The organism is Azospirillum sp. B4 (assembly GCF_000333275.1).
Classification (GTDB): domain Bacteria; phylum Pseudomonadota; class Alphaproteobacteria; order Azospirillales; family Azospirillaceae; genus Nitrospirillum.
The window spans coordinates 26,352-46,135 of sequence record NZ_BACU01000461.1 but is presented as its reverse complement, the minus strand read 5'-3'; the positions used below and the strand labels follow the sequence as shown (position 1 = coordinate 46,135).

Genomic DNA, 19,784 nt, shown 5'->3' with positions numbered 1-19,784 from the left:
TTTTTGAACGCCCCGCCCGTCATGACACCCGCCAGGCCAGGGTGCCCTTGGGCGCCTGGTACCAGCCGGGGTCGCGGTAGTCGTCGGCCAGGGTGTCGCGCACCTTGATCACCGTCACCATGCCGCCCATGTCCAGCGCGCCGTAGGGACCGGTGCCGCTCATCATGGGCGGGGTGTTGCGCGGGCCGGGCATCATGCCGGCCATCCCACCCATGTCGCCCATGCCCGTCGATCCCATGGGCATGTAGCCGGGCAGCTGTTCCGCCAGGCGCTGGGCCACGCCTTTCTGGTCGACCCCCAGGAAGTTGGGAATGTCGTGGCCCATGGTGTTCATGGCGTGGTGCGACTTGTGGCAGTGGAAGGCCCAGTCGCCCGGGTTGTCGGCCACGAACTCCACCGTGCGGGTGGTGCCGACCGGCACCTGGATGGTGGTTTCCGGCCAGCGGGCGCTTTCCGGCAGCATGCCGCCATCGGTGCCGGTCACCCACATGTGGTGGCCGTGGATGTGCATGGGGTGTTCATGCATGGAAACGTTGCCGATGCGCAGGCGCACCCGTTGGCCCGTCTTCACCACCATGTGCTCCACCGCCGGGAAGACGCGGCCGTTGATGGTCCAGGTGTCATGCTCCAGCATCACCGCCGGGTCCGGGCGGGAGGTGCCGGGGTGGATGGCCCAGGCGTGCAGCATCATGGTATAGTCGCGGTCCACCCGGCCCATGTCGGCGTCCTTGGGGTGGATGACGAACATGCCCATCATGCCCACCGCCATCTGCACCATCTCATCGAAATGCGGGTGGTACATCTGAGTCCCGTGCTGGCGCAGCGTGAACTCGTACGCCCAGGTCTCCCCCGGCGGGATGGGGGGGGCGGACAGGCCGCTGACCCCATCCATGCCGGAGGGCAACAGCACGCCATGCCAGTGGATGCTGGTCGCCTCCGGCAGCTTGTTGGTCACCAGGATGCGCACCCGGTCGCCCTCCACCGCCTCGATGGTGGGGCCGGGGCTGCTGCCGTTGTAGCCCCAGACCTTGACCTTGAAGCCGGGCGCGAACTCCTGCTCGAACTCATGGGCCGTCAGGTGGAATTCCTTGACGCCGTCCTTCAGGACGAAGGGCAGGCTGCCCCCATGCAGTGCGTCCCCGTGCAGGGTGATGGTGGCCGGCCGGTCGGTGCCGGGCACCAGGCGGGGCGGGCGCGGCGGCGTGACGCCGCCCGCCACCACCTTCTTCGCCGCCGGCAGCTTACGCGGGGTGGCGGCGGGTGTCGGGGCGGGCGTGGTGTGGTGCGCGTGATCCTGCGCCGCGGCCGGCCGGCCGGTGAGCAAGGCGCCGGCCCCGCCCAGCAGGGCGGCGGACTTCAGCAATTGGCGGCGTCCCCAGGGGGAATTGGTCATGACGGGCCTCCCGGCTGGGTGGTTGTGGGCTGGGTGGGGGAGAGGGGGGTGCCGCCGGACAGGCGCATGAGGTCGCCCGCCGCCAGCCAGTAGTCGCGCACCGCGGCGATGTAGCGGCGGTAGGCGGCGCTTTCCGCCTGGCGGGCGGTCAGCACCTCGAACGGGCTGGTCAGCATGAAGTTGTATTCGGCCATGCCCAGCCGCACGATGCGTTGCTGCAGGGGGATGACCGTCTCGCGGTAGTGCCGGGCCAGGTCGTGGGCGCGGACCAGGCGGTCGCGCGCCTCCCGCGCCTGGCTGCGCAGGTCGACGGCCAGCTGCTGCGCCCGCCGCGCTTCCTGCCGATACTCCGCCGTCGCCTTGGCCACCGCCGGCTGGCCCTGGTCGAACAGCGGCAGGGCCAGGTCCAGCGACGGGCCCAGCAGCCAGGACCGGTCGGTCTCCCTCTCCCCGGCCACGCCGATGCTGATGTCGGACCACAGGCGGCTGGCGTCGGTCAGGCCCAGGCTGGCGGCCTTCGCCGCCACCGCCTGGCGGGCCGCCGCCAGCTTCAGGTTGCCCTGGATGACGGCTGTCTCCACCGTCGCCAGGTCGGGCTCATCCGGCGGCACCGGGGGCAGGGTGTCGGCCACGGTCCAGGCGGCCTGGGCGCCCCATACGCCCATCAGGCGGGTCAGGGTCTCCCGTGTCGCCACGGCCTCGCCCTCGGCCTCCGCCTGCTCGATGCGGGCTTCCTCCAGGGCCGCCTGCTCTGTCGCCAGGCGCCGTTCGTTGACGTTGCCCGCCTGCGCCAGCCGGGCCACCAGGTCGTAGGACGCCTGGGCCAGGGCGGTCATCTCCGCCAGGGCCTTGGCCGTCTGCGCCGCCGCCTGGTGGCGCAGGTAGGCGGCGCGGGTCTCGGCCGCCAGGTCCACCACCTCGGCGCTGACGTCCAGCTTCACCTGGGCGAAGCGGTCCGTCGCCACCTTCTGGCGGGCGGGCAGCCACAGCAGGTCCAGAAAATTGGCGACCACGCTGAAGTCCAGCTTGGGCGGCTCCTGGCCCCTGGTGGGAAAGGCGCTGATCAGCGACAGGACGGGGTTGCGCAGCAGGCCCGCCTGCACCAGGTCGGCCTGGGCCACGCCCAGATCCTCATAGGTCGCCTGCAGAGCCGGATTGTTCAGCAGGGCCACCTGGACGGCGCCGTCGGCCGTCAGCGGCCGGGCCAGCAGGTCCGTCACCGCCTGGGCCGCCTGGGCGTCGGCGGCGCTGTCACGGTTCCAGGCCACGTGCTGGGCCACCCGGCCCGCCAGGTGCCGCTGCACGTCGGGGAAGCCCGCTTCGGGCGGGACGGTGGCGCAGCCGGCCAGCAGGGCGGCCGCCAGCAGCGGCATGAAGACCCGTGCGGACGGCAAGGGGATGATCGTCATGGCGTCCCCCGCCCGTGATGGCTGTGGTCCATGCCGGGCATGGTGACCCCATGGACTTCGGTTGGGGTGGCCTCTGGCGGCGCGTCGATCGCGGCTTCGGGCAGGACGGTGGGGCGCAGCCAGGCTGTCGCCGGGGCGGCGGGGTCGGCGGCGCCAGGGGGGAAGGCGGGTGGCGCGAGCGGCGCGCACCCGGCCACGACCGCCAACAAGGCGGCACGCGCAAGGAATCTGGGCATGGGAAAGCTCGAAACGATGAAAGTCCGGTCGCGAAGGGACGCTGCGCCGGTGGCCGTCAGGACCACCGGAGCGTCGTCAGGCGTCGCGGCCCGGTCTGGGCGGACCCAAGGCGGGGGCCAGGGCCAGGCCGGCGCCGGCGGCATCGCCCGCCGGCAACAGGACCATCGTGGATGACGTCAAGGCGGCCGCCGGGAAGATGACCGGCATCAGGGCGCCGGCGCAGGAAGTGGCGCATCCCGCCATGCCCCCGACACAGCAGCAATCCGCTGCCTCATGGCAATCGGCGGTGGCCGAGGCCAGGATGGGGGCGCCATGGTGGTCGGAATGCGCACCCGTGGCGGCGGTCACCACGGTGCGCTCGCAGTCATGCGCCCGCGCAGGCACGGAAAACCCCATGACCACGGTCATGAGGGTCAGGAACGCCAGCAGGGGAAGAAGGGGCAGCCGAACCATGCCCCCGACTATACCGCGTGACGCGGCGGCGGCAAGGGCTGGCGGTGGGACAAAAGGACCTGGAATGAAAAGGGGCCAGGCGATGCCCGGCCCCTTGATGGTGGCGGCGGCCGGTTCAACGCGCCGACGCGTGCTCCGGCTTGCCCTTGCGCTTGGTCGCGGCCATGTCGTGCAGCTCCTTCTCGCTCATGGATTTCTCCATGGAGCGGGAGGCGCCTTTCAGCTCGCTCTTCTTGATGTCGCCACGCTTGGCGGCGAGCGCCGCGCCGGCCGCCTTTTGCTGAGATTTCGATTTCGCGGGCATGGGTCCCTCCTCTCCTGGGTCAGATACCGATGGTGGTTTCCATATGCCGGCCCGGGGCGCTGGCGGGTGTGGGGGCGGACGGGGCGTCCGCCCCGTCCAAGGCCCCGTTCAAGCCCCCGTCCAGGGTGCGGGCCTCATGGTCACGCAGCAGGCCACTGCCCCAATAGACGGCGACCAGGATGCCATAGAGCGTGGCCATGGCGGCCACGGCGCCGAAGACGGCGTACAGCACCGTGTGCAGAAAGACCGGGGCGCTGGCAGGCACGCCGAGGCCCCCGAAAAAGAAGGCGCCCATCACGGCGCCGATGGCGCCCAGCAGCGCCTCCACCGTGAAGAATCCCGGTCGGCCATTGACCATCCTGCCGCAGACCAGGCCCAAGACCGTGCCTAGGCCGATGCAGAACAACAGCTGCATGACGTCTTCCCTTCATCCATGCCCCCGAGGCCATGCCCCCGAGGCGGCCCCCAACGCGGTTCCTGCCAGGGGACGGGCGGGGCTGGGGGGACGGGGGCGGTGAGCCCGGTGATGCATGGTTGATGGACGGTCCGGGCTTCCGTATCAGCCCATAAAAGCAATGCCCGGCCCCTTTGTTCCGATCCGATGAGCCGACCGTCTTCCGGCGGATGACACCTTGGCCAAAGTCTTAGCCGGCACTCGCCTTAATGGGATCAAACGCCGGATGGCCTAAGGTGGAACAAATGACTGGGGGGCCGGTTGAAAGACGAGCCAACAACCTGCGATCCGGTATGGGAGGACATCATGATCGGAACAATCCTGCTGGTTATTTTGATTTTGATGCTGGTCGGCGCGTTGCCCAGCTGGCCCTACAGCAGCGGCTGGGGGTATGGCCCGAGTGGCATCCTGGGTCTGGTGCTGATCGTGGTGCTGGTCCTGGTGCTGACAGGCCGCGCCTGACGCGTCGGCGCCGTTGGTGACCCTTCCGGCCTGACGATGGAGAACGAGATGACAAGCCAGGATATCGATCGCCTTCTGGGCGACGTCTCCAGCCATTTTGAGCGCCCACAGGACATCGTCTGTTCGGACCAATATACGCGCGACCCCAGAAGATCCATCTGCTGCGCCATTGGGAACATGACCTGCAGCTGCTGATGGTGGCGTCGGAGGAAAGCATGACCGGGGGCGTTCCCGGCCAGACGGCGGCGCAGATGAAGGCGGTCTGCGATGCCCTGTCGGCCCTGGGCGCGTTGGAGCGCGCCGGTGGGCCCGCCAAGGTTGGCTAGGCGCCAGCCGACCGCCGTTTCCGGGGCGCCTGTTTTGGAACAAATCGGCCCCGTCACGGGTTTGCCAACATTATCCCCACGCTCCGGAAGCAATAAAGCCGGAGGCAAAAAGGAGAGCAATTCCATGGCTAGCATGAGTATCGACGACGTCACCGCCAAGGCCTCCGACATCGCGGCGGATACCGCCGCCGCCGCCAGCCAGGCCGGCCGCAGCGCCTATGACGCCCTGCGGGAAGGTGCTTACGCCGCCGCCGACTTGGCCAAGGCCAAGGGCGACTGGGCGGTGCAGGAGGTCAGCACCAAGGTGGCAACCCGTCCGCTGACGGCGATCGCCCTCGCCGGCGCCGCGGGCTTCGTCCTGGCCCGCTTGTGCAGCCGTTAAGTTTCGGCAGGGTGAGGGGTGGTGCCGGGCGTAACCTGGGCCGCCCCTCATTGTCCCCGGCAGCGACCGCCCTATCTTAAAGAGACCGTTGCGGTACTTGGGGTGTTTGCGCGTGCTCCGTGCAAGACAGGGACGATGCGCGGTGGCAGGACAGATGTCACCCCCATTTCGGGGCTTTTTACGTCGCTGGTACATCACTTGGGGGATATCTTCCGTGCCTTCCGCCGTTCCGGCCTGCGCCGACGTGCCGCAGCCAGCACATCCTTTGCGCCACCGGCCGGTCGATGCCCGGGCGCGGTATCGCTTCGTCCGGGCGGAAACGCTGGCCCGTGTCCAAGGTCTGACGGCGGAGGACCAGACGCTGCAGTCCATGCCGGACGCCAGCCCCACCAAATGGCATCTGGCCCATACCACTTGGTTTTTCGAGACCTTCCTGTTGTCGGGCCTGGCGCCCGGTTACACCCCCTTCGATCCGCACTTCCGTTACCTCTTCAATTCTTATTACGAGGGGGTGGGGGAACGGTGGCCGCGCGCCGCGCGTGGCCTGCTGTCGCGCCCAACGGTGGCGGAGGTCATGGCCTACCGCGCCCACGTCGATCGCGCCATGGAGGCTTGGCTGGACGGGGGCGCCCTGGATGCCCATACGGCGGCGTTGCTGGAACTTGGGCTGCAGCATGAGCAGCAGCACCAGGAACTGATCATCACCGACATCAAGCACGCCCTGATGCTGCACCCCTTTCCGCCCGCCATTTTCCCGGCCCCGGCGCCGGCGGAACCGGCGGGGCAGATCACGTGGCGGGCGGTGCCGGCCGGCCTCTACGCCGTCGGCGCGACAGGCAAGGAGGACTTCATCTTCGACAATGAGACCCCCCGCCACAAAGTGTGGCTGGAGGCGTTCGAGATCGCGGACCGGGCCGTCACCAACGCCGATTATCTCGAATTCATGGCCGACGGCGGCTATCGCCGGGCGGAGCTTTGGCTGTCCGATGGCTGGGCCGTGGTGCGGGCCCAGGACTGGCAGGCGCCGCTCTACTGGCAACGGGGGGAGGAGGGCGCGTGGCAGGTGAAGACCCTATCCGGCTGCCGCCCCGTGGATCCCAACGAACCCGTCTGCCACATCAGCCAGTATGAAGCCGATGCCTACGCCCGCTGGGCGGAGGCGCGCTGGCCCGGCGCCCGCCTGCCGACGGAGGCGGAGTGGGAGATCGCGGCCGGGGAGCCGCCGGTGGAACGCGCGCTTGATGACGGCAGTTTCCACGCCCGCGTGACCGCCGGTTTCTACGGCGACGTCTGGGAATGGACCGCCAGCGCCTACACCGGATACCCCGGCTATCGGCCGCCGGATGGCGCCATCGGCGAATACAACGGCAAGTTCATGAGCGGCCAGATGGTGTTGCGCGGGGGATCGCGTGCCACGCCGGCCGGCCATGTGCGCAAGACCTACCGCAATTTTTTCCCGCCGGCCACCCGCTGGCAGTTTTCCGGCCTTCGACTTGCGAGGACGCCATGACCGTGACGGACGTGTTCGACCGTGTGAGCTTCATGGATTATGAACCGGCGGCAGCCAGCTTCCGCGAGGACGTGCTGGCCGGCCTGTCCCATCCCATCCGCCGCATTCCCTGCAAATACCTGTACGACGCCACCGGCGCCGGGCTGTTCGAACGCATCTGCGACCTGCCGGAATACTATCCGACGCGGACGGAACTGGCGATGCTGCGGCGCCTGGGGCCGGAGATCGCGGCGCTTGCGGGACCTGAAGCCCAGGTGGTGGAGTTCGGCACGGGCGATGGCCGCAAAAGCCGTCTGCTGCTGGACGCGCTGGAGCACCCCGCTTCCTACGTCGCCATCGACATCTCGCGTGAACAGCTCATTCGCGAGGCGGCGGCCATGGCGATGGACAGGCCGCAGGTGGAGGTTCTGGCCGTCTGCGGTGACTACACCCAGCAGGCGCTGTCCCTACCCGCCATCGGCCAGCGCCGGGTGGGATTCTTCCCCGGTTCCACCATCGGCAACCTGACGCCGGTGGCGGCCACCGCCTTCCTGGCACGCTGCGCCAAGATGCTGCCCGGGGGCGCCATGCTGGTCGGCGTGGATATCCCCAAGGACATTGGCCTGGTGGAGGCCGCCTACAACGACAGCGCCGGCGTCACCGCCGCCTTCTCCCTGAACCTGCTGGCGCGCATCAACCGCGAACTGGGCGGCACCTTCGACCTGTCCGGCTTCCGCCACTATGCCTACTTCAATGTGGATCAGTCGAAGATCGAAATCTTCCTGATCAGCCAGCGGGAACAGCGCGCCGCCGTGGCCGGCCGCTTCTTCCACTTCCGCGCCGGCGAACGCATCCACATCGAGGATTCCTACAAGCTGGCTCCCGCCACCTTCCAGAACATGGCCCGCGCCGCCGGGTTCGAACCGGCGCAGGTGTGGGTGGACCCAGACGGCCTGTTCAGCCTGCACTGGCTGCTGGCGCCGCTATAGGCGTCCACCGTACTGGAGAAAGGTCGTCCCCGCGGCGCGGCTCGATGCCGTGGTGTCCTCCATCCGTGGACGAGAGCCCCCGGCTGGGCGCGGAGGAGCATGCAGGCGGTCTTTCCGGCCACCTTTTTCCCGCCCGCCGCTCAGTCGGCCGCCTCCAGGTCATAGGCTATCAGCAGGGGCGCCAGGGTCAAATTCCAGCACAAGGCGGCGCGATCATTGTCCAAGTGGTGATCATTCAGATCACGGTGTCGATAATCGGGGCGCAGGACGCCGGTTTCCGGATCCAGAAGGTCGGCTGTGATGTCGGCATATCGCAAGCCTCTCCGGGTTGCCATGTCCCGCAAGGCCTCATTGTAACGCAAGGTCAGGTCCGTCCGTTCCCGGAGGGAGGCATGGACCTGCCGTCTCTCCATAGCGACCTCGCCCCAAGCGTGGTTGTCGGCGATGGCCGGCAAAGTGGCCCCGCTGAGAATGATGCGGGTGAAGCCGAGGGACTGAAGCTCACCGACGAAATCGTCGTAGGCGGCTAACGAGGCCGTCATCTGTTGTTCAATGGTTTCGCCGTATTCCTGCGCCCGACACCAGATGAGATAGCCGCAGTCGACCTCACCCAAGTGGATCAACAGGATGGAATCGCGGGGCAACGGGGCGATCACGCGGCGGAATGTGCGCAGGGCGTCGCTCTTTGATTTGGGATTGCGCATGCCGACGGCCGTGGCCCCGCGCACCTCGCAGACGGACACGATGCGGCCGTGAAAGTAGCCATTCTCCCGGGCCTTGCGAAAATATCGGACGTGGCTGTCGCCCAAGACCATCAAGTGTCGCTGCATTGTCGCCAAGTTTGCTGTTTGCCTAATGGCGACTAAACGGCCGATCAACCTAAGCCAGGCGGCAAATCGCCAGGCCATGCGAAATGATGGGCGTCCAACCCTAGAGCGGAACGCGATCAGGTGGAATCACCTGATCGTGTAAATCCGCTCTATCATGAACAGGTTACGAGCGGGATGCGATCACGCGTGATCGCATCCCGCTCTAAGGGCCGCTGCCGCGTCGTATACCTTGGGCCGCGAACCGTCGGCCAAGATGACGAGCGCGGCGGCTGGCCCCTTTCGCCCTGGCACAACCGGGCATGTCCGCCGTCAGAGTCTTTACGGCTTTCGTCAACTCGTCGCAAAGACTCCAAGAGGACGCATGGACACGCGCGGGGCGGCCATCCCCCAAACTATGCCGCCAGCCCATAGCGCTTTAACAAAGCATCGTTCTCCGGCTCGCGGCCGCGGAAGGCGATGTAGCTGTCCAGCGCGGGGCGGGAGGAGCCCACGGCCAGCACCTGGGCGCGGAAGGCGTCGCCTGCCGCCGCCCTGTCGCCCTCCAGGAACTTGCCGAAGCCGTCCAGCGACAGCCGCTCCGCCCAGAGGTAGCTGTAGTAACCGGCGGCGTACCCGCCGGCGAAGATATGGGTGAAGGCGTGGGCGAAGCGGTGCCAGTCCGGCGGGGTCAGCACCGCCACCTCCGCCCGCACCCGGTTCAGCAGGGCTTGGATGCCGGCGGCGTCGGTGATGCCGGGGTCCAGGTGCATCCGCAGGTCGAACAGGGCGAACTCCACCTGGCGCAGCAGGGCCAGCGCCGCCTGGAAGCGCTGGGCCCCCAGCATGGCGTCGAACAGGCTGTCGGGCAGGGGCTCGCCCGTGTCGACATGGCCGGACATAGAGCGCAGGACCTGCCGGTCCCAGGCGAAGTTCTCCAGCAACTGGCTGGGCAGCTCCACCGCGTCCCACTCGAAACCGGTGACGCCGCTGATGGAGGGGTAGTCGACCTCGCTCAGCACATGGTGCAGGCAATGCCCCATCTCATGCAGCAGGGTCAGCACGTCGCCATGGCTCAGCAGGCTGGGCTTGCCCCCCGCCGGCGGAGCGAAGTTGCAGTTGAGGTAGGCGACGGGCAACTGCGTCCCGTTCGCGTGCTTTAGCCGGGCGCGGCACACCGCCATCCAGGCGCCGCCCTTCTTGCCGGTGCGGGCGAACAGGTCCATGTACAGCCCGGCGAAGGGTACGCCGTCGCGCGACAGGGTGTAGTAGCGCACGTCCTTGTGCCAGACGCGGGTGTCTTCCTCCTCCGTCAGGGTGATGCCGAAGACGTCGCGCAGCAGGGCCAGCAGGCCGTCCAGCACGCGGGGCAGGGGGAAGTAGGCCTTGATCTTCTGGTCGTCGACGTTGTGCAGCGCCTGGCGCAGCTTCTCCGCCACATAGCCGTTGTCCCAGGGCTCCAGCGCTTCCAGGCCCAGGGTGTCGCGGGCGAAGGCCTCCAGCTGCGCCTTGTCGGCCTCCGCCGGCTGGCGGGCGCGGCGCGCCAGCTCGCGCAGGAAGTCCACCACCTCGGCCCCTGAGCGCGCCATCTTCGTGGCTAGCGACAGGTCCACCGGGTCCTTGAAGCCCAGCAGCGTCGCCGCCTCGCGCCGCAGGGCCAGGATGGCGCCCATGCGTTCGCTGTTATCCAGGGTTTCAGGCCCGTTTTTCTGATCGAGTGGGCCCTGGTCTGACGCCCGCGTGCCATAGGCGCGGTAAACCCGGGCCCGCAGGTCGCGGTTGTCGGCATAGGTCAGGATGGCGCGCACCGAAGGCTGGTGCAGGGTGACCACCCATCCCTCCAGCCCGCGTGCCGCCGCCAGGCTGGCCAGCAGGGCCTTGTCAGCCTCGGGCACCCCGGCCAGCAGGCCCTCATCCTGGATGTGTTCGATCCAGGCCTCGGTGGCGTCCAGCACGGCGCTGCTGTAGGCGGTCTGCAGCCGCCCCAGTTCCACCTGCAGGGCGGCGAACCGCTCCCGCTCCGCCGGCGGCAGCGCCACGCCGCCCAGCTTGAAGTTGCGCAGGCTGAGTTCCACCAGCCGCCGTTCCGTCGGGCCCAGCGCCCCCAGGTCCACAGCGGCATAGGCGGCGTAAAGGTCGGGGTTCTGCGCGACGGCGGAGGAATAGCCGATAAGCCGTTCAAGCGCCGCGCCATGGGCGGCGCGCAGTTCCGGCGTGTCCGCCACGCTGTGCAGGTGGCTGACCGTGGCCCACAGATCCGACAGCTCCGCCTCCGCCAGCTCCATGGCCTGGCAGACGCCGGCGAAGCTGCGGTCGGCGCCCTTGACGATGGCCTGGACCACGGCGTCGTGCCGGGCGATGGCGGCCTCCAGCGCCGGCGCCACATGCTCGGGCTTCACGGCGTCGAAAGCGGGCAGGCCGGCCTCATTCAGCAGCGGGTTGTCGGTGGCAATGGGTGTATCAGCGGGCGCGGCGGTCATGGGGGACTCAAATCCTCGTTCAAGGCGGGCCGGGTCGGTATCATCGATACCACCGTCCCATATGGGAGGGGCATGGTGCAATTATGAGAGGGAAGGGGCGCCGGCTTTCCGGTCCCCGTTATGGCTTTCGACCACGACCCGTCGCCCGGGCCGTCGCCCTACCGCCTCTCCCACATGGGGTACCCATGACGCGTCAGTCGACAGGGGAACGACCAGGGGCCACCGTGCGGCCAGCGCCAAACGACAAGCGGTAGTGGAAAACGGTCCAGGAAACCGGCACTTTCTCCATCAAACATAACCCGGTAGGACGAATATGGAGACGGCCGCCTTTAGGGCCGTTCCCGGCCTGGAGGCGGAAGTGATGGATCAGCAAGGTATCGCCGGAGCCTTCTCGGGCCAGGACGCCCCATGACCGAGGGTCCCGCGCACCGTATCCTGGTGGTGGAGGATTCTCCGACCCAGGCCCTTCAGTTGCAGATGAGGCTGGAACGCCAGGGCTGGTCGGTCACTGTTTGCGGGGACGCCGAAAGCGCGCTGGAACACCTGGGGCGCGAGGTGCCGGACCTGGCGATGGTGGATTTCCATCTGCCGCGCATGAACGGTGACGAATTCGTGCGCCGCGTCCGCATGGACATGCGCACGCGCGGCCTGTCGGTGCTGATGCTGACCGACAGCAATGCCGCCGATCGCGAGCGCCAGGGCATCGACAGTGGCGCCGACGCCTATGTGCCGAAGTCGGCCGACCCGGACATCCTGATGAGCCGGGTGGGCGCCTTGCTCCGCAAGACCACGGTGCCGGCCCTTGGCAGCCAGGCGCCGGGCACCTTCCGCCAAAGCCGCCTGCTGGTGGTGGACGACAGCCCCACCTACCTGCTTTTCATCACCGCCCAGTTGCAGGACGACGGGCACGAGGTGGTGGGCGTGTCCAGCGGGCGCGAGGCCCTGGACCGCATCGCCGAGGAAAAGTTCGATTGCGTCGTCGTTGACCTGGTCATGCCGGAGATGAGCGGGACGGAGCTTTGCCAGCGCCTGGACCTGATCCGCCGTCAGCATGACCGCCTGTTCCAGATCATCATCCTGACCTCCCGCGACAACAAGGAGGACATGATGCGCGGACTGGAGGCCGGGGCGGACGACTTCGTGGGCAAGGCCAGCGAAAGCGAAATCCTGAAAGGCGCGCATCCGCGCCCTGCTGCGCCGCAAGTTCCTGCATGAGGAGAATCTGCGTATCAGCGGCGAATTCCGTGACAAGGAGCTGGAGCTGGAGCGGACGCGCGACGAACGCCGCATCGCCCAGGAACGCGCGGCCATGACGGAGGCGCTGGAGCGGTCCCACGCCGAGCTGGCGGAAGCCTACCGCGAGCTGCAGGGAACCCAGTCACAGCTGGTGCAGGCGGCCAAGATGGCGTCCCTCGGCGCCCTGGTGGCCGGCATCGCCCATGAATTGAACAACCCGCTGGCCTTCGTCGGCAACCACCTGGGCACCGTCGCCCGCTGCCTGGAGAATGTGGCGCCGGAGATGGAGGGGCGCCTGTCGGAAAAGGGCGCCCGCGACCTGGACAAGATGCGCCAGCGCCTGGAGGCCATCCGCATGGGCGTCGACCGGGTGGAGAACCTGGTGGTGAAGCTGCGCACCTTCTCCCGCCTGGACGAGGCGGAGGTGAAGGAGGTGGAGATCGAGGACAGCCTGGAATCGGTCCTGACCCTGCTGCAGCACAAGCTGTCCGGCGGAATCACGGTGGTGCGGAAGTATGACGGGCCCAAGCGCATCACCTGTCAGCCGGGGCCCTTGAACCAGGTGCTGATGAATGTGGTGGGCAACGCCATCGACGCCATCGAAGGCGCCGGTGTCCTCACACTGGAAACCGGGCGGAACGGCACCATGTTCCGCCTTTCCGTGCGCGATACCGGGCACGGCATTCCCGCCGCCATCCGCGACCGCATCTGCGAACCATTCTTCACCACCAAGCCGGTGGGTTCAGGCACTGGCCTTGGGCTTTCGATTTCCTATAGCATCATTCAGCGCCACCAGGGGCGGTTGGAATTCCATAGTGAAGAGGGGCAGGGGACGGAAGTGGTGATCGAGATACCCATGGATGGGGCCTCGGGCGGGGCCGCCACGGTGCCGGTCCCCGCTCAGGACGCACACCCCCAGGCCTCACCACCGGTGTCTGGACCTGCGGTGTCGGGGAGCGCTCGATGATCGCTCAGGAGCTGCCCACCGTCATGGTGGTCGACGACGAACCGGAGGTGCTGACGGCCGTGGCCGACGCGCTGGAGGACGAGTTCAACGTCCTGACCAGCACGTCGCCGCTCAAGGCGCGCGCCATGCTGGAAGGGGACGAGATATCGCCCCTGGTCATCATTTCCGACCAGCGCATGCCGGAACTGGCGGGCCATGAATTCCTGCGCTGGGCGCGTGAGCTGTCGGATGCCACCCGCGTGCTGATCACCGGCTACACCGACATCGACGCGCTGGGCGCCGCGGTCAACGCCGGGCAGATCTTCGGCTACCTGCCCAAGCCCTGGACGCCGGAAAAGTTGCGACGCCTGATTCGTGAGGCGGCCGAACATTGCGCCGTCCGACGGGCGCTGGCGGAGGAGCGGCGGCTACTGTCCCACCTGATGGACAGCGTGCCGGATCCCATCGCCTTCAAGGATCGGAACCTGCGCTACCTGCGCAGCAACTGGGCCCATGCCGAGGCGTTGGGCGTGGCCGACCCGGCCGACCTGATCGGCCGTACGGACGCGGAGGTCGGCGCCAACGGAGCGGCGGGGCAAGAGGTGGCGGACCGCGCGGCGCTGGCCGCCGGCGTCACCATCACGGACGTGGCCCACGACGCGTCGGTCATGGGGGACGGGCCGGCGGGACGGCGCTGGTATTCGGTGGTGCGCTCCACCTTCAAGGACGCCGATGGGGCGATCGAAGGCCTGGTCACCATCGCCCGCGACATCACCGAGGCCAAGGAGGCGGAACGGGCCCTCAGCGAGGCGCACGCCACGCTGGAACGCCGGGTGGCGGAACGGACGGAGGACCTGGCGGCCACGGCGCGCGACCTGCTGGCCGCGCGTAAGGCGGCCGACCTGGCCAACGAGGCCAAGTCCCGCTATCTCGCCACCGTGGCGCATGAGCTGCGCACGCCCCTGACCGGCGTCATCGGCTTTTCAGAGCTGCTGCTGCGCGGTGGCGTCAGCCCTGGGGAATGGCATCGCCTGCTGACCCTGCAGGCGGAGGCCGGGCGCACCCTGCTGGGCCTGCTGGACGATATCCTGGATCTATCGAAGATCGAGGCCGGGCGCCTGTCGCTGGAGATCCTGCCGATGGATTTCCGCACCCTGATCGACGATTGCATCGCCCTGGTGCGGCCATCCGCCACCGGCAAGGGCCTGGCCTTCACCTCGGCCGTGTCCAGCGCCCTGCCGGGCAAAATCCTGGGCGATCCCACCCGGCTGCGCCAGGTGGTGCTCAACCTGCTGACCAATGCCGTGAAGTTCACCGCCACCGGTGGCGTCAGCCTGACGGTGGACGTCCACCCCGATGGCGGCCCCGCGCGCCTGCGGGTGGCGGTCACCGACAGCGGCATCGGCATCCCGCCGGAACGCGTGTCCGGCCTGTTCGAGGAGTTCAGCCAGGTGGATGAGACCACGGCCCGCCGCTTCGGCGGCACGGGCCTGGGCCTGGCCATATGCCGGCGTTTGGTGGAGCTCATGGACGGCCGGATTGGCGTGGAGAGCGAGGCCGGCAAGGGCAGTCGTTTCTGGTTCGAACTGCCGCTGGCCGAGCCGGCGCCGGACGTGACGCCGGTGATGGATGTCCCACCGGGTCCGCCTCCCGCGGTGGAACGGCCCAAAGGCCGGCACATCCTGCTGGTGGAGGATGACCGGTCCACCCAGATCCTGGTGTCCACCATCCTGCGCGGCGTCGGCCATCAGGTTGAGATCGTGGACAATGGCGCCGCGGCGGTGGAGGCGGTGGACAAGGGCACCTATGACCTGGTGTTCATGGACATGCACATGCCGGTGATGGGCGGGCTGGAGGCCACCACCCGCATCCGCGCGCTGTCCCGCACGCCCGACCGGCCGGTGCCGCCCCTGGTGGTGCTGACCGCCGGTGTGACGGCGGAGGAGCGGGAACGCTGCCGCGCCGTGGGTCTGGATATTTTCCTCAGCAAGCCGGTGGATCTGGAGAAACTATTGCACGCCGCCGCCACGGTGGGCTTGTCGGCCGGGGTGAAGGAATGACCGATCGCGGCCTGGCCCCCAGCCCCGTCGCCGCGGACGGCGCCAACGCCTTCCTGCTGCGCTTCGACCTGGAGGCGCAGGCCTACGGCCTGCCTCTAGCCATGGTGGAACGGGCGGTGCGGGCCGTGGCGGTGACGCCGCTGCCCGGGGCGCCAGGCCTGGTGCGTGGGGTCATCAACCTGCAAGGCCAGGTGGTGCCGGTGATGGACGTGCGCCGCCGCTTCGGCCTGGACAGCCGACCCCTGTCGCTGAGCGACCATATGATCGTGGCGCGCGGCCTGCGCCGCACCGTGGTGCTGCTGGTGGATAGCGTGGTGGGCACGGTGGCCGGCGCGCCGGTCGATTGGGTGTCGGCCCAGGGCGTGGTGCCGGGGGTGGACGACGCCATCGCGGGTGTGGTCCGCCTGTCGGATGGACTGTTGCTGATCCACGACCTGGATCGTTTCCTGTCGGCGGCGGAAGAGGACCAACTGGCCGAGGCGCTGGTGGCGAAAAGTCGGGACGGGGAAGGAGGGCCGGATGAACCGCACCCTGCCTGACGCCCTGCTGGCGGCCATGTCGGATCGGCTCAGCGCCAGCATCGGGCTGTACTTCCCGGCCGACCGCTGGACCGACATGGAGCGCGGCCTGGAACGGGCGGCGGTGGAATTGGGCTATCCCAGCACGCTGGCGGCTGTGCAGCATTGGCTGGCCGCTGGCCCCGACCGCGCCCAGCTGGAGGCCCTGGCCGGCCAGCTGACGGTCGGGGAGACCTATTTTTTCCGCGAGCCGAAAAGCTTCGAGGCCCTGGGCCGTAAAATTCTCCCCGATTTGATCGCCGAGCGGCGGGCCATGGGCACCCGCGCGCTGAGGGTGTGGAGTGCCGCGTGCTGCACGGGGGAGGAGGCGTACAGCCTGGCCATGCTGCTGGACACGCTGCTGCCGGACCGCGCGGATTGGACCATCACCCTGTTGGCCACGGACGTGAATCCCCGCTTCCTGCGCCGCGCCGCCGAGGGCATCTACGGCGAATGGTCCTTCCGCGGCGTGGATCCCGCCCTGCGGGCGCGGTATTTCACCACCCTGCCGGGCGGGCGCTTCCGCATCAGTCCCGACATCGCCCGCATGGTCACCTTCGCCTATCACAACCTGGTGGATGATCCCTACCCGGCGCTGGAGAGCAACACCAACGCCATGGACGTGATTCTCTGCCGCAACGTGCTGATGTACTTCAATGGGGAGCAGGCCAACCGCGTGGTGCGGCGCTTGGCGCGATCGCTGGTGGACAACGGCTACCTGCTGCCCAGCTCGGTCGACGGCGCCCCGCCCATGTTCGCGCCCCTGACCTTCGTGCCGTTCGAGGGCGCCACCGTCTACCGCAAGCTGCCCGTGCCGCTGTACGCGACCCCCATCGCACCGGTAACCCAGCACTTCCCCATCCTGTCACTGCCGATCCCGCCCGAGCCGTCAGCCGCGCAACCACCGCCCGTGGCCGCCGCGAAGCCGCCCAAGCCGCTGCCTCCCACCCTCGATCACTGCCGCTCCCTCTATGATCAGGGACGGTACGGCCAGGCGGTGGACCAGCTGGAGGCGCGCCTGGCGCATGCCCCGGGGGACGAGGCCGCCATGCTGCTGCTGGCGCGCAGCTACGCCAACCAGGGCCGCCTGGCGGAGGCCGCGCACTGGTGCCAGGGTGTGCTGGACCACAACCGCGTCAGCGCCGAGGCCCACCACCTGCTGGCCATGATCCAGCAGGAACGGGGGGACACCGCCGCCGCCGCCACGTCCCTGCAGCGCGCCCTGTTCCTGGCGCCGCGGTCCATCGCCACGCACCTGGCCATGGCCAACCTGGCGCGCAGCGAAGGGCGCACGCGGGATGCCCGCAAGCACTACCGCAACGTCATGGGGCTGCTCGAGGGGCACCGGCCGGATGAAATCCTGCCGGATCTGGAAGGCATGACCGTGGGCCGCCTGCTGGACGTGGCCGCCCACGCCCACGCGGCGCTGGGCCAGGGCCTTGGGGGGGAGTTCTAAGGCATGGCCGTGGACCAAGCCGCCGCCGCGCGGGAGATCGACTGGGCCAGCATCCACCGCCGCCTGGCGCGCTGGGCGGACGCGCTGGAGCGTGGCTGGACGCCGGATGAGGAGACGACGCGCCGCATCCTGCACCGACGCGGCCTGGAACTGGCCAAGCCGCCGGCGCTGGACGACGACGGCGACCTGCTGGAACTGATGGAATTCACCGTGGGCGATGAGCGCTATGGCTTCGAGACCGCCGCGGTGGCGGAGGTGCTGGCGCTGAACGGCCTGACGCCGGTGCCAAAGACGCCGCCCTTCATCGCCGGCGTCACCACCGTCCGCGGCCAGGTGCTGCCCCTGGTCGACCTGGGGCGCCTGCTGGACCTGGGCGGTGTCAGCCTCGCCGATCAGAAGCGGGTCGTCGTGCTGGGGCGGGCGCAGTCGCCCGGCCATGCCGGCGGCGCCCTGGGTCTGCTGGTCACCGCCATCATCGGGGTCACGCGGCTGCCCCGCGCCAAGGTGCAGGCGCCCCCCACCGTCGTCACCGGACGCCAGCGTCACTACCTCACCGGCATCGTGCCGCCCCACCTGGGTCTGCTGAACGCCCAGCGCCTGCTGGCCGACCCCGATCTTATCGTCGAAGGACGACCCTCCGCCCGACCGGGCTGAACGACCCGTCCCTGTCCCCCTTTCCCGTTCCAAAATCACCGTCCACACGCACAGCCCCCCGGGAGCCGGTCCATGAAGTACTCTGTCGGAATGAAAATCTGGATCTGCTTGTGCAGTGTCCTGTTCATTCTCCTGGTGGTGGCTGCCACCTCGTACGGCAACATCCGCCAGCTGACGGAAACCACCACGCTGCGCTCCCATTCCTATGAGGTCCAGGCGAAGCTTCTGACCCTGCTGACGGCCATGCAGGACATGGAAACAGGGCAGCGGGGCTATCTCATCACCGGTGAGGACCGGTACCTGGAGCCCTACCGCCAGGGCTTGAACACCATGGAGCAGGCGCTGCAGACGGTCTCGACGCTGACCCTGGACAACCCGGTGCAGCAGCAGAACATCGAGCGGTTGCGGGTGCCCCTCAAGGACAAGGCGGCGGAGCTGAAGGAAACCATAGACGTGCGCCGCACCCAAGGGTTCGACCAGGCGCGCGCCGTCGTGTTGACCGATCGGGGCAAGCAATCCATGGACGACATCCGCCGCATCGTCGGCACGATGCAGGCGGGCGAGGCGGAACTGTTGCGCGCGCGGGAGGCGGCGGCGGCGGCCAGCGCGGAAAACACGGTGTTGGTCATCTTTGGCGGGGCGGTGGCGGCCGGGGTCTTCGTCCTGATCGCCGGCATGTTCCTGGGCCGCAACATCGCCACCCCCCTGCGCGCCATCACCACGACGGCGGAACGCATCGGTTCCGGCGACCTGACGATGGCCGCCACCATGGAGGCCAGTGACCGCGCGGACGAGGTCGGCATTCTGGGCCGTACCTTCCACGCCATGGCCGGCAACCTGCGCCAGCTGATGCGCGACCTGCGGGAGGGCACCAACGTCCTGGGCACCGCGTCCAGCCAGATCGTCACCATCACCGCCCAGGTGGCGGCCAGCGCGGCGGAAACGGCCACCGCCCTGGCCCAGACCAGCGCCACGATGGAGGAGGTGAAGAAAACCTCCCAAGTGTCCAGCGAGAAGGCGCTCTACGTCTCGCAGACGGCGCAGAACACGGCCCAGATTTCCCAGAATGGCAAGCAGGCGGTGGAACAGTCCATCGAGGGCATCACCAAGGTGCGCGAACAGATCGGCGCCATCGCCGAGGCGGTGATGCAGCTGAGCGAGCAGAGCCAGGCCATCGGCGAGATCGTGGCCACGGTGAACGACCTGGCCGAACAGTCCAACCTGCTGGCCGTCAACGCCGCCATCGAGGCGGCGCGCGCCGGCGAGCAGGGCAAGGGCTTCGTCGTGGTGGCGCAGGAGGTGCGCAGCCTGGCGGAACAGTCCAAGCAGGCCACCACCCAGGTGCGCTCCATCCTGGGCGACATCCAGAAGGCCACGGCCACGGCCGTTCTGGCCGCCGAACAGGGCAGCAAGGCGGTGGACGCGGGCGTGAAGCAGTCGGTGGCGGCGGGCGAGGCCATCGACCGCCTGGCCCAGAGCATCGCCGTGGCCACCCAGGCCGCCACCCAGATCGCCGCGTCCAACCAGCAGCAGCAGGTGGGCATCGACCAGGTGGCGCTGGCCATGGAGAACATCAAGCAGGCCAGCATGCAGAACATGAACGCCACCAAGCAGGCGGAGACCGCCGCCCAGAACCTGAACGAGCTGGGGCACAAACTGAAGACCGTCACCGGCCAGTACCAGGCCTGAGG

At 68.6% G+C, this 19,784-nt stretch carries 19 protein-coding genes; 11 read left to right on the top strand and 8 right to left on the bottom strand.

All coding sequences use genetic code 11. From position 1 onward, the window contains the following. Positions 1-19 precede the first annotated feature (19 nt). From I55_RS20250 to I55_RS33315, 6 genes are all read right to left on the bottom strand, one after another. Positions 20-1,393, bottom strand: a complete 1,374-nt coding sequence (locus I55_RS20250; RefSeq protein WP_083901284.1) for a multicopper oxidase family protein — start codon at positions 1,391-1,393, stop codon at positions 20-22. After that, positions 1,390-2,802, bottom strand: a complete 1,413-nt coding sequence (locus I55_RS20245; RefSeq protein WP_044562385.1) for a TolC family protein — start codon at positions 2,800-2,802, stop codon at positions 1,390-1,392. Before I55_RS20245 ends, I55_RS20250 begins: the two co-directional genes overlap by 4 nt. Beyond that, complete coding sequence (locus I55_RS20240; protein ID WP_148293861.1) at positions 2,799-3,038, bottom strand: hypothetical protein; 240 nt, start codon at positions 3,036-3,038, stop codon at positions 2,799-2,801. The genes I55_RS20245 and I55_RS20240 overlap by 4 nt, the downstream gene beginning before the upstream one ends. Before the next feature lie 76 nt (positions 3,039-3,114). Further along, entirely contained in the window at positions 3,115-3,492 is a 378-nt protein-coding gene (locus I55_RS20235; RefSeq protein ID WP_044562383.1) for a hypothetical protein, read from the bottom strand. A 115-nt stretch (positions 3,493-3,607) separates the two neighbouring features. Continuing rightward, complete coding sequence (locus I55_RS20230; protein ID WP_044562382.1) at positions 3,608-3,796, bottom strand: DUF3008 family protein; 189 nt, start codon at positions 3,794-3,796, stop codon at positions 3,608-3,610. 19 nt (positions 3,797-3,815) lie between these two features. Continuing rightward, positions 3,816-4,211 (bottom strand): hypothetical protein, encoded by a 396-nt coding sequence (locus I55_RS33315; protein WP_049974331.1) that lies wholly within the window; start codon positions 4,209-4,211, stop codon positions 3,816-3,818. A 345-nt stretch (positions 4,212-4,556) separates the two neighbouring features. Between I55_RS33315 and I55_RS34930 the strand changes: the two genes are divergently transcribed. From I55_RS34930 to egtD, 4 genes are all read left to right on the top strand, one after another. Further along, positions 4,557-4,712, top strand: coding sequence for a DUF3309 family protein (locus tag I55_RS34930; RefSeq protein ID WP_044562381.1), 156 nt, complete (start codon positions 4,557-4,559; stop codon positions 4,710-4,712). 450 nt (positions 4,713-5,162) lie between these two features. Next, positions 5,163-5,420, top strand: a complete 258-nt coding sequence (locus tag I55_RS20215; protein ID WP_148293860.1) for a hypothetical protein — start codon at positions 5,163-5,165, stop codon at positions 5,418-5,420. Between the two features lie 214 nt (positions 5,421-5,634). Then, the gene (gene egtB / locus I55_RS20210) at positions 5,635-6,930 is read left to right on the top strand and encodes an ergothioneine biosynthesis protein EgtB (protein ID WP_252181230.1); all 1,296 of its coding nucleotides are present in this window, start codon (positions 5,635-5,637) and stop codon (positions 6,928-6,930) included. Beyond that, a complete protein-coding gene (egtD, locus tag I55_RS20205; protein WP_044562379.1) occupies positions 6,927-7,898 on the top strand; it encodes an L-histidine N(alpha)-methyltransferase in 972 nt (323 codons plus the stop codon). The genes egtB and egtD overlap by 4 nt, the downstream gene beginning before the upstream one ends. A 140-nt stretch (positions 7,899-8,038) precedes the next feature. Here egtD and I55_RS20200 read toward each other — a convergent pair whose 3' ends face one another. Both I55_RS20200 and I55_RS20195 read right to left on the bottom strand, forming a co-directional pair. After that, positions 8,039-8,707 (bottom strand): hypothetical protein, encoded by a 669-nt coding sequence (locus I55_RS20200; protein WP_148293859.1) that lies wholly within the window; start codon positions 8,705-8,707, stop codon positions 8,039-8,041. 413 nt (positions 8,708-9,120) lie between these two features. Next, positions 9,121-11,184, bottom strand: coding sequence for a M3 family metallopeptidase (locus I55_RS20195; RefSeq protein WP_044562378.1), 2,064 nt, complete (start codon positions 11,182-11,184; stop codon positions 9,121-9,123). A 408-nt stretch (positions 11,185-11,592) separates the two neighbouring features. Here I55_RS20195 and I55_RS33310 point away from each other — a divergent pair, with 408 nt between their 5' ends. From I55_RS33310 to I55_RS20165, 7 genes are all read left to right on the top strand, one after another. Further along, positions 11,593-12,399: a response regulator gene (locus I55_RS33310; RefSeq protein WP_049974329.1), complete on the top strand. Its 807-nt coding sequence runs from the start codon at positions 11,593-11,595 to the stop codon at positions 12,397-12,399. A 94-nt stretch (positions 12,400-12,493) separates the two neighbouring features. Then, positions 12,494-13,387, top strand: a complete 894-nt coding sequence (locus tag I55_RS33305; protein WP_049974328.1) for a sensor histidine kinase — start codon at positions 12,494-12,496, stop codon at positions 13,385-13,387. Beyond that, positions 13,384-15,426 (top strand): response regulator, encoded by a 2,043-nt coding sequence (locus tag I55_RS20185; protein ID WP_049974327.1) that lies wholly within the window; start codon positions 13,384-13,386, stop codon positions 15,424-15,426. Before I55_RS33305 ends, I55_RS20185 begins: the two co-directional genes overlap by 4 nt. Beyond that, positions 15,423-15,965, top strand: coding sequence for a chemotaxis protein CheW (locus tag I55_RS20180; protein WP_044562377.1), 543 nt, complete (start codon positions 15,423-15,425; stop codon positions 15,963-15,965). The genes I55_RS20185 and I55_RS20180 overlap by 4 nt, the downstream gene beginning before the upstream one ends. Next, a complete protein-coding gene (locus I55_RS20175; protein WP_044562376.1) occupies positions 15,946-17,439 on the top strand; it encodes a protein-glutamate O-methyltransferase CheR in 1,494 nt (497 codons plus the stop codon). The genes I55_RS20180 and I55_RS20175 overlap by 20 nt, the downstream gene beginning before the upstream one ends. A gap of 3 nt (positions 17,440-17,442) precedes the next feature. Further along, the gene (locus I55_RS20170; RefSeq protein WP_049974326.1) at positions 17,443-18,093 is read left to right on the top strand and encodes a chemotaxis protein CheW; all 651 of its coding nucleotides are present in this window, start codon (positions 17,443-17,445) and stop codon (positions 18,091-18,093) included. Positions 18,094-18,165: 72 nt separating this feature from the next. Next, positions 18,166-19,782, top strand: a complete 1,617-nt coding sequence (locus tag I55_RS20165) for a methyl-accepting chemotaxis protein (RefSeq protein WP_044562375.1) — start codon at positions 18,166-18,168, stop codon at positions 19,780-19,782. Positions 19,783-19,784 lie beyond the last annotated feature (2 nt).

Excerpts from the sequence above, each read along its gene's own strand:
- I55_RS20245 (WP_044562385.1), bottom strand. The coding sequence starts at position 2,802 with ATGACGATCATCCCCTTGCCGTCCGCACGGGTCTTCATGCCGCTGCTG.
- I55_RS20175 (WP_044562376.1), top strand. The coding sequence starts at position 15,946 with ATGAACCGCACCCTGCCTGACGCCCTGCTGGCGGCCATGTCGGATCGG.
- I55_RS33315 (WP_049974331.1), bottom strand. The coding sequence starts at position 4,211 with ATGCAGCTGTTGTTCTGCATCGGCCTAGGCACGGTCTTGGGCCTGGTC.
- I55_RS20195 (WP_044562378.1), bottom strand. The coding sequence starts at position 11,184 with ATGACCGCCGCGCCCGCTGATACACCCATTGCCACCGACAACCCGCTG.
- I55_RS20185 (WP_049974327.1), top strand. The coding sequence starts at position 13,384 with ATGATCGCTCAGGAGCTGCCCACCGTCATGGTGGTCGACGACGAACCG.
- I55_RS20240 (WP_148293861.1), bottom strand. The coding sequence starts at position 3,038 with ATGCCCAGATTCCTTGCGCGTGCCGCCTTGTTGGCGGTCGTGGCCGGG.
- egtD (WP_044562379.1), top strand. The coding sequence starts at position 6,927 with ATGACCGTGACGGACGTGTTCGACCGTGTGAGCTTCATGGATTATGAA.
- I55_RS33305 (WP_049974328.1), top strand. The coding sequence starts at position 12,494 with ATGACGGAGGCGCTGGAGCGGTCCCACGCCGAGCTGGCGGAAGCCTAC.
- I55_RS20235 (WP_044562383.1), bottom strand. The coding sequence starts at position 3,492 with ATGGTTCGGCTGCCCCTTCTTCCCCTGCTGGCGTTCCTGACCCTCATG.
- I55_RS20215 (WP_148293860.1), top strand. The coding sequence starts at position 5,163 with ATGGCTAGCATGAGTATCGACGACGTCACCGCCAAGGCCTCCGACATC.
- I55_RS20250 (WP_083901284.1), bottom strand. The coding sequence starts at position 1,393 with ATGACCAATTCCCCCTGGGGACGCCGCCAATTGCTGAAGTCCGCCGCC.
- I55_RS20180 (WP_044562377.1), top strand. The coding sequence starts at position 15,423 with ATGACCGATCGCGGCCTGGCCCCCAGCCCCGTCGCCGCGGACGGCGCC.
- I55_RS34930 (WP_044562381.1), top strand. The coding sequence starts at position 4,557 with ATGATCGGAACAATCCTGCTGGTTATTTTGATTTTGATGCTGGTCGGC.
- I55_RS20230 (WP_044562382.1), bottom strand. The coding sequence starts at position 3,796 with ATGCCCGCGAAATCGAAATCTCAGCAAAAGGCGGCCGGCGCGGCGCTC.
- I55_RS33310 (WP_049974329.1), top strand. The coding sequence starts at position 11,593 with ATGACCGAGGGTCCCGCGCACCGTATCCTGGTGGTGGAGGATTCTCCG.
- I55_RS20170 (WP_049974326.1), top strand. The coding sequence starts at position 17,443 with ATGGCCGTGGACCAAGCCGCCGCCGCGCGGGAGATCGACTGGGCCAGC.
- I55_RS20165 (WP_044562375.1), top strand. The coding sequence starts at position 18,166 with ATGAAGTACTCTGTCGGAATGAAAATCTGGATCTGCTTGTGCAGTGTC.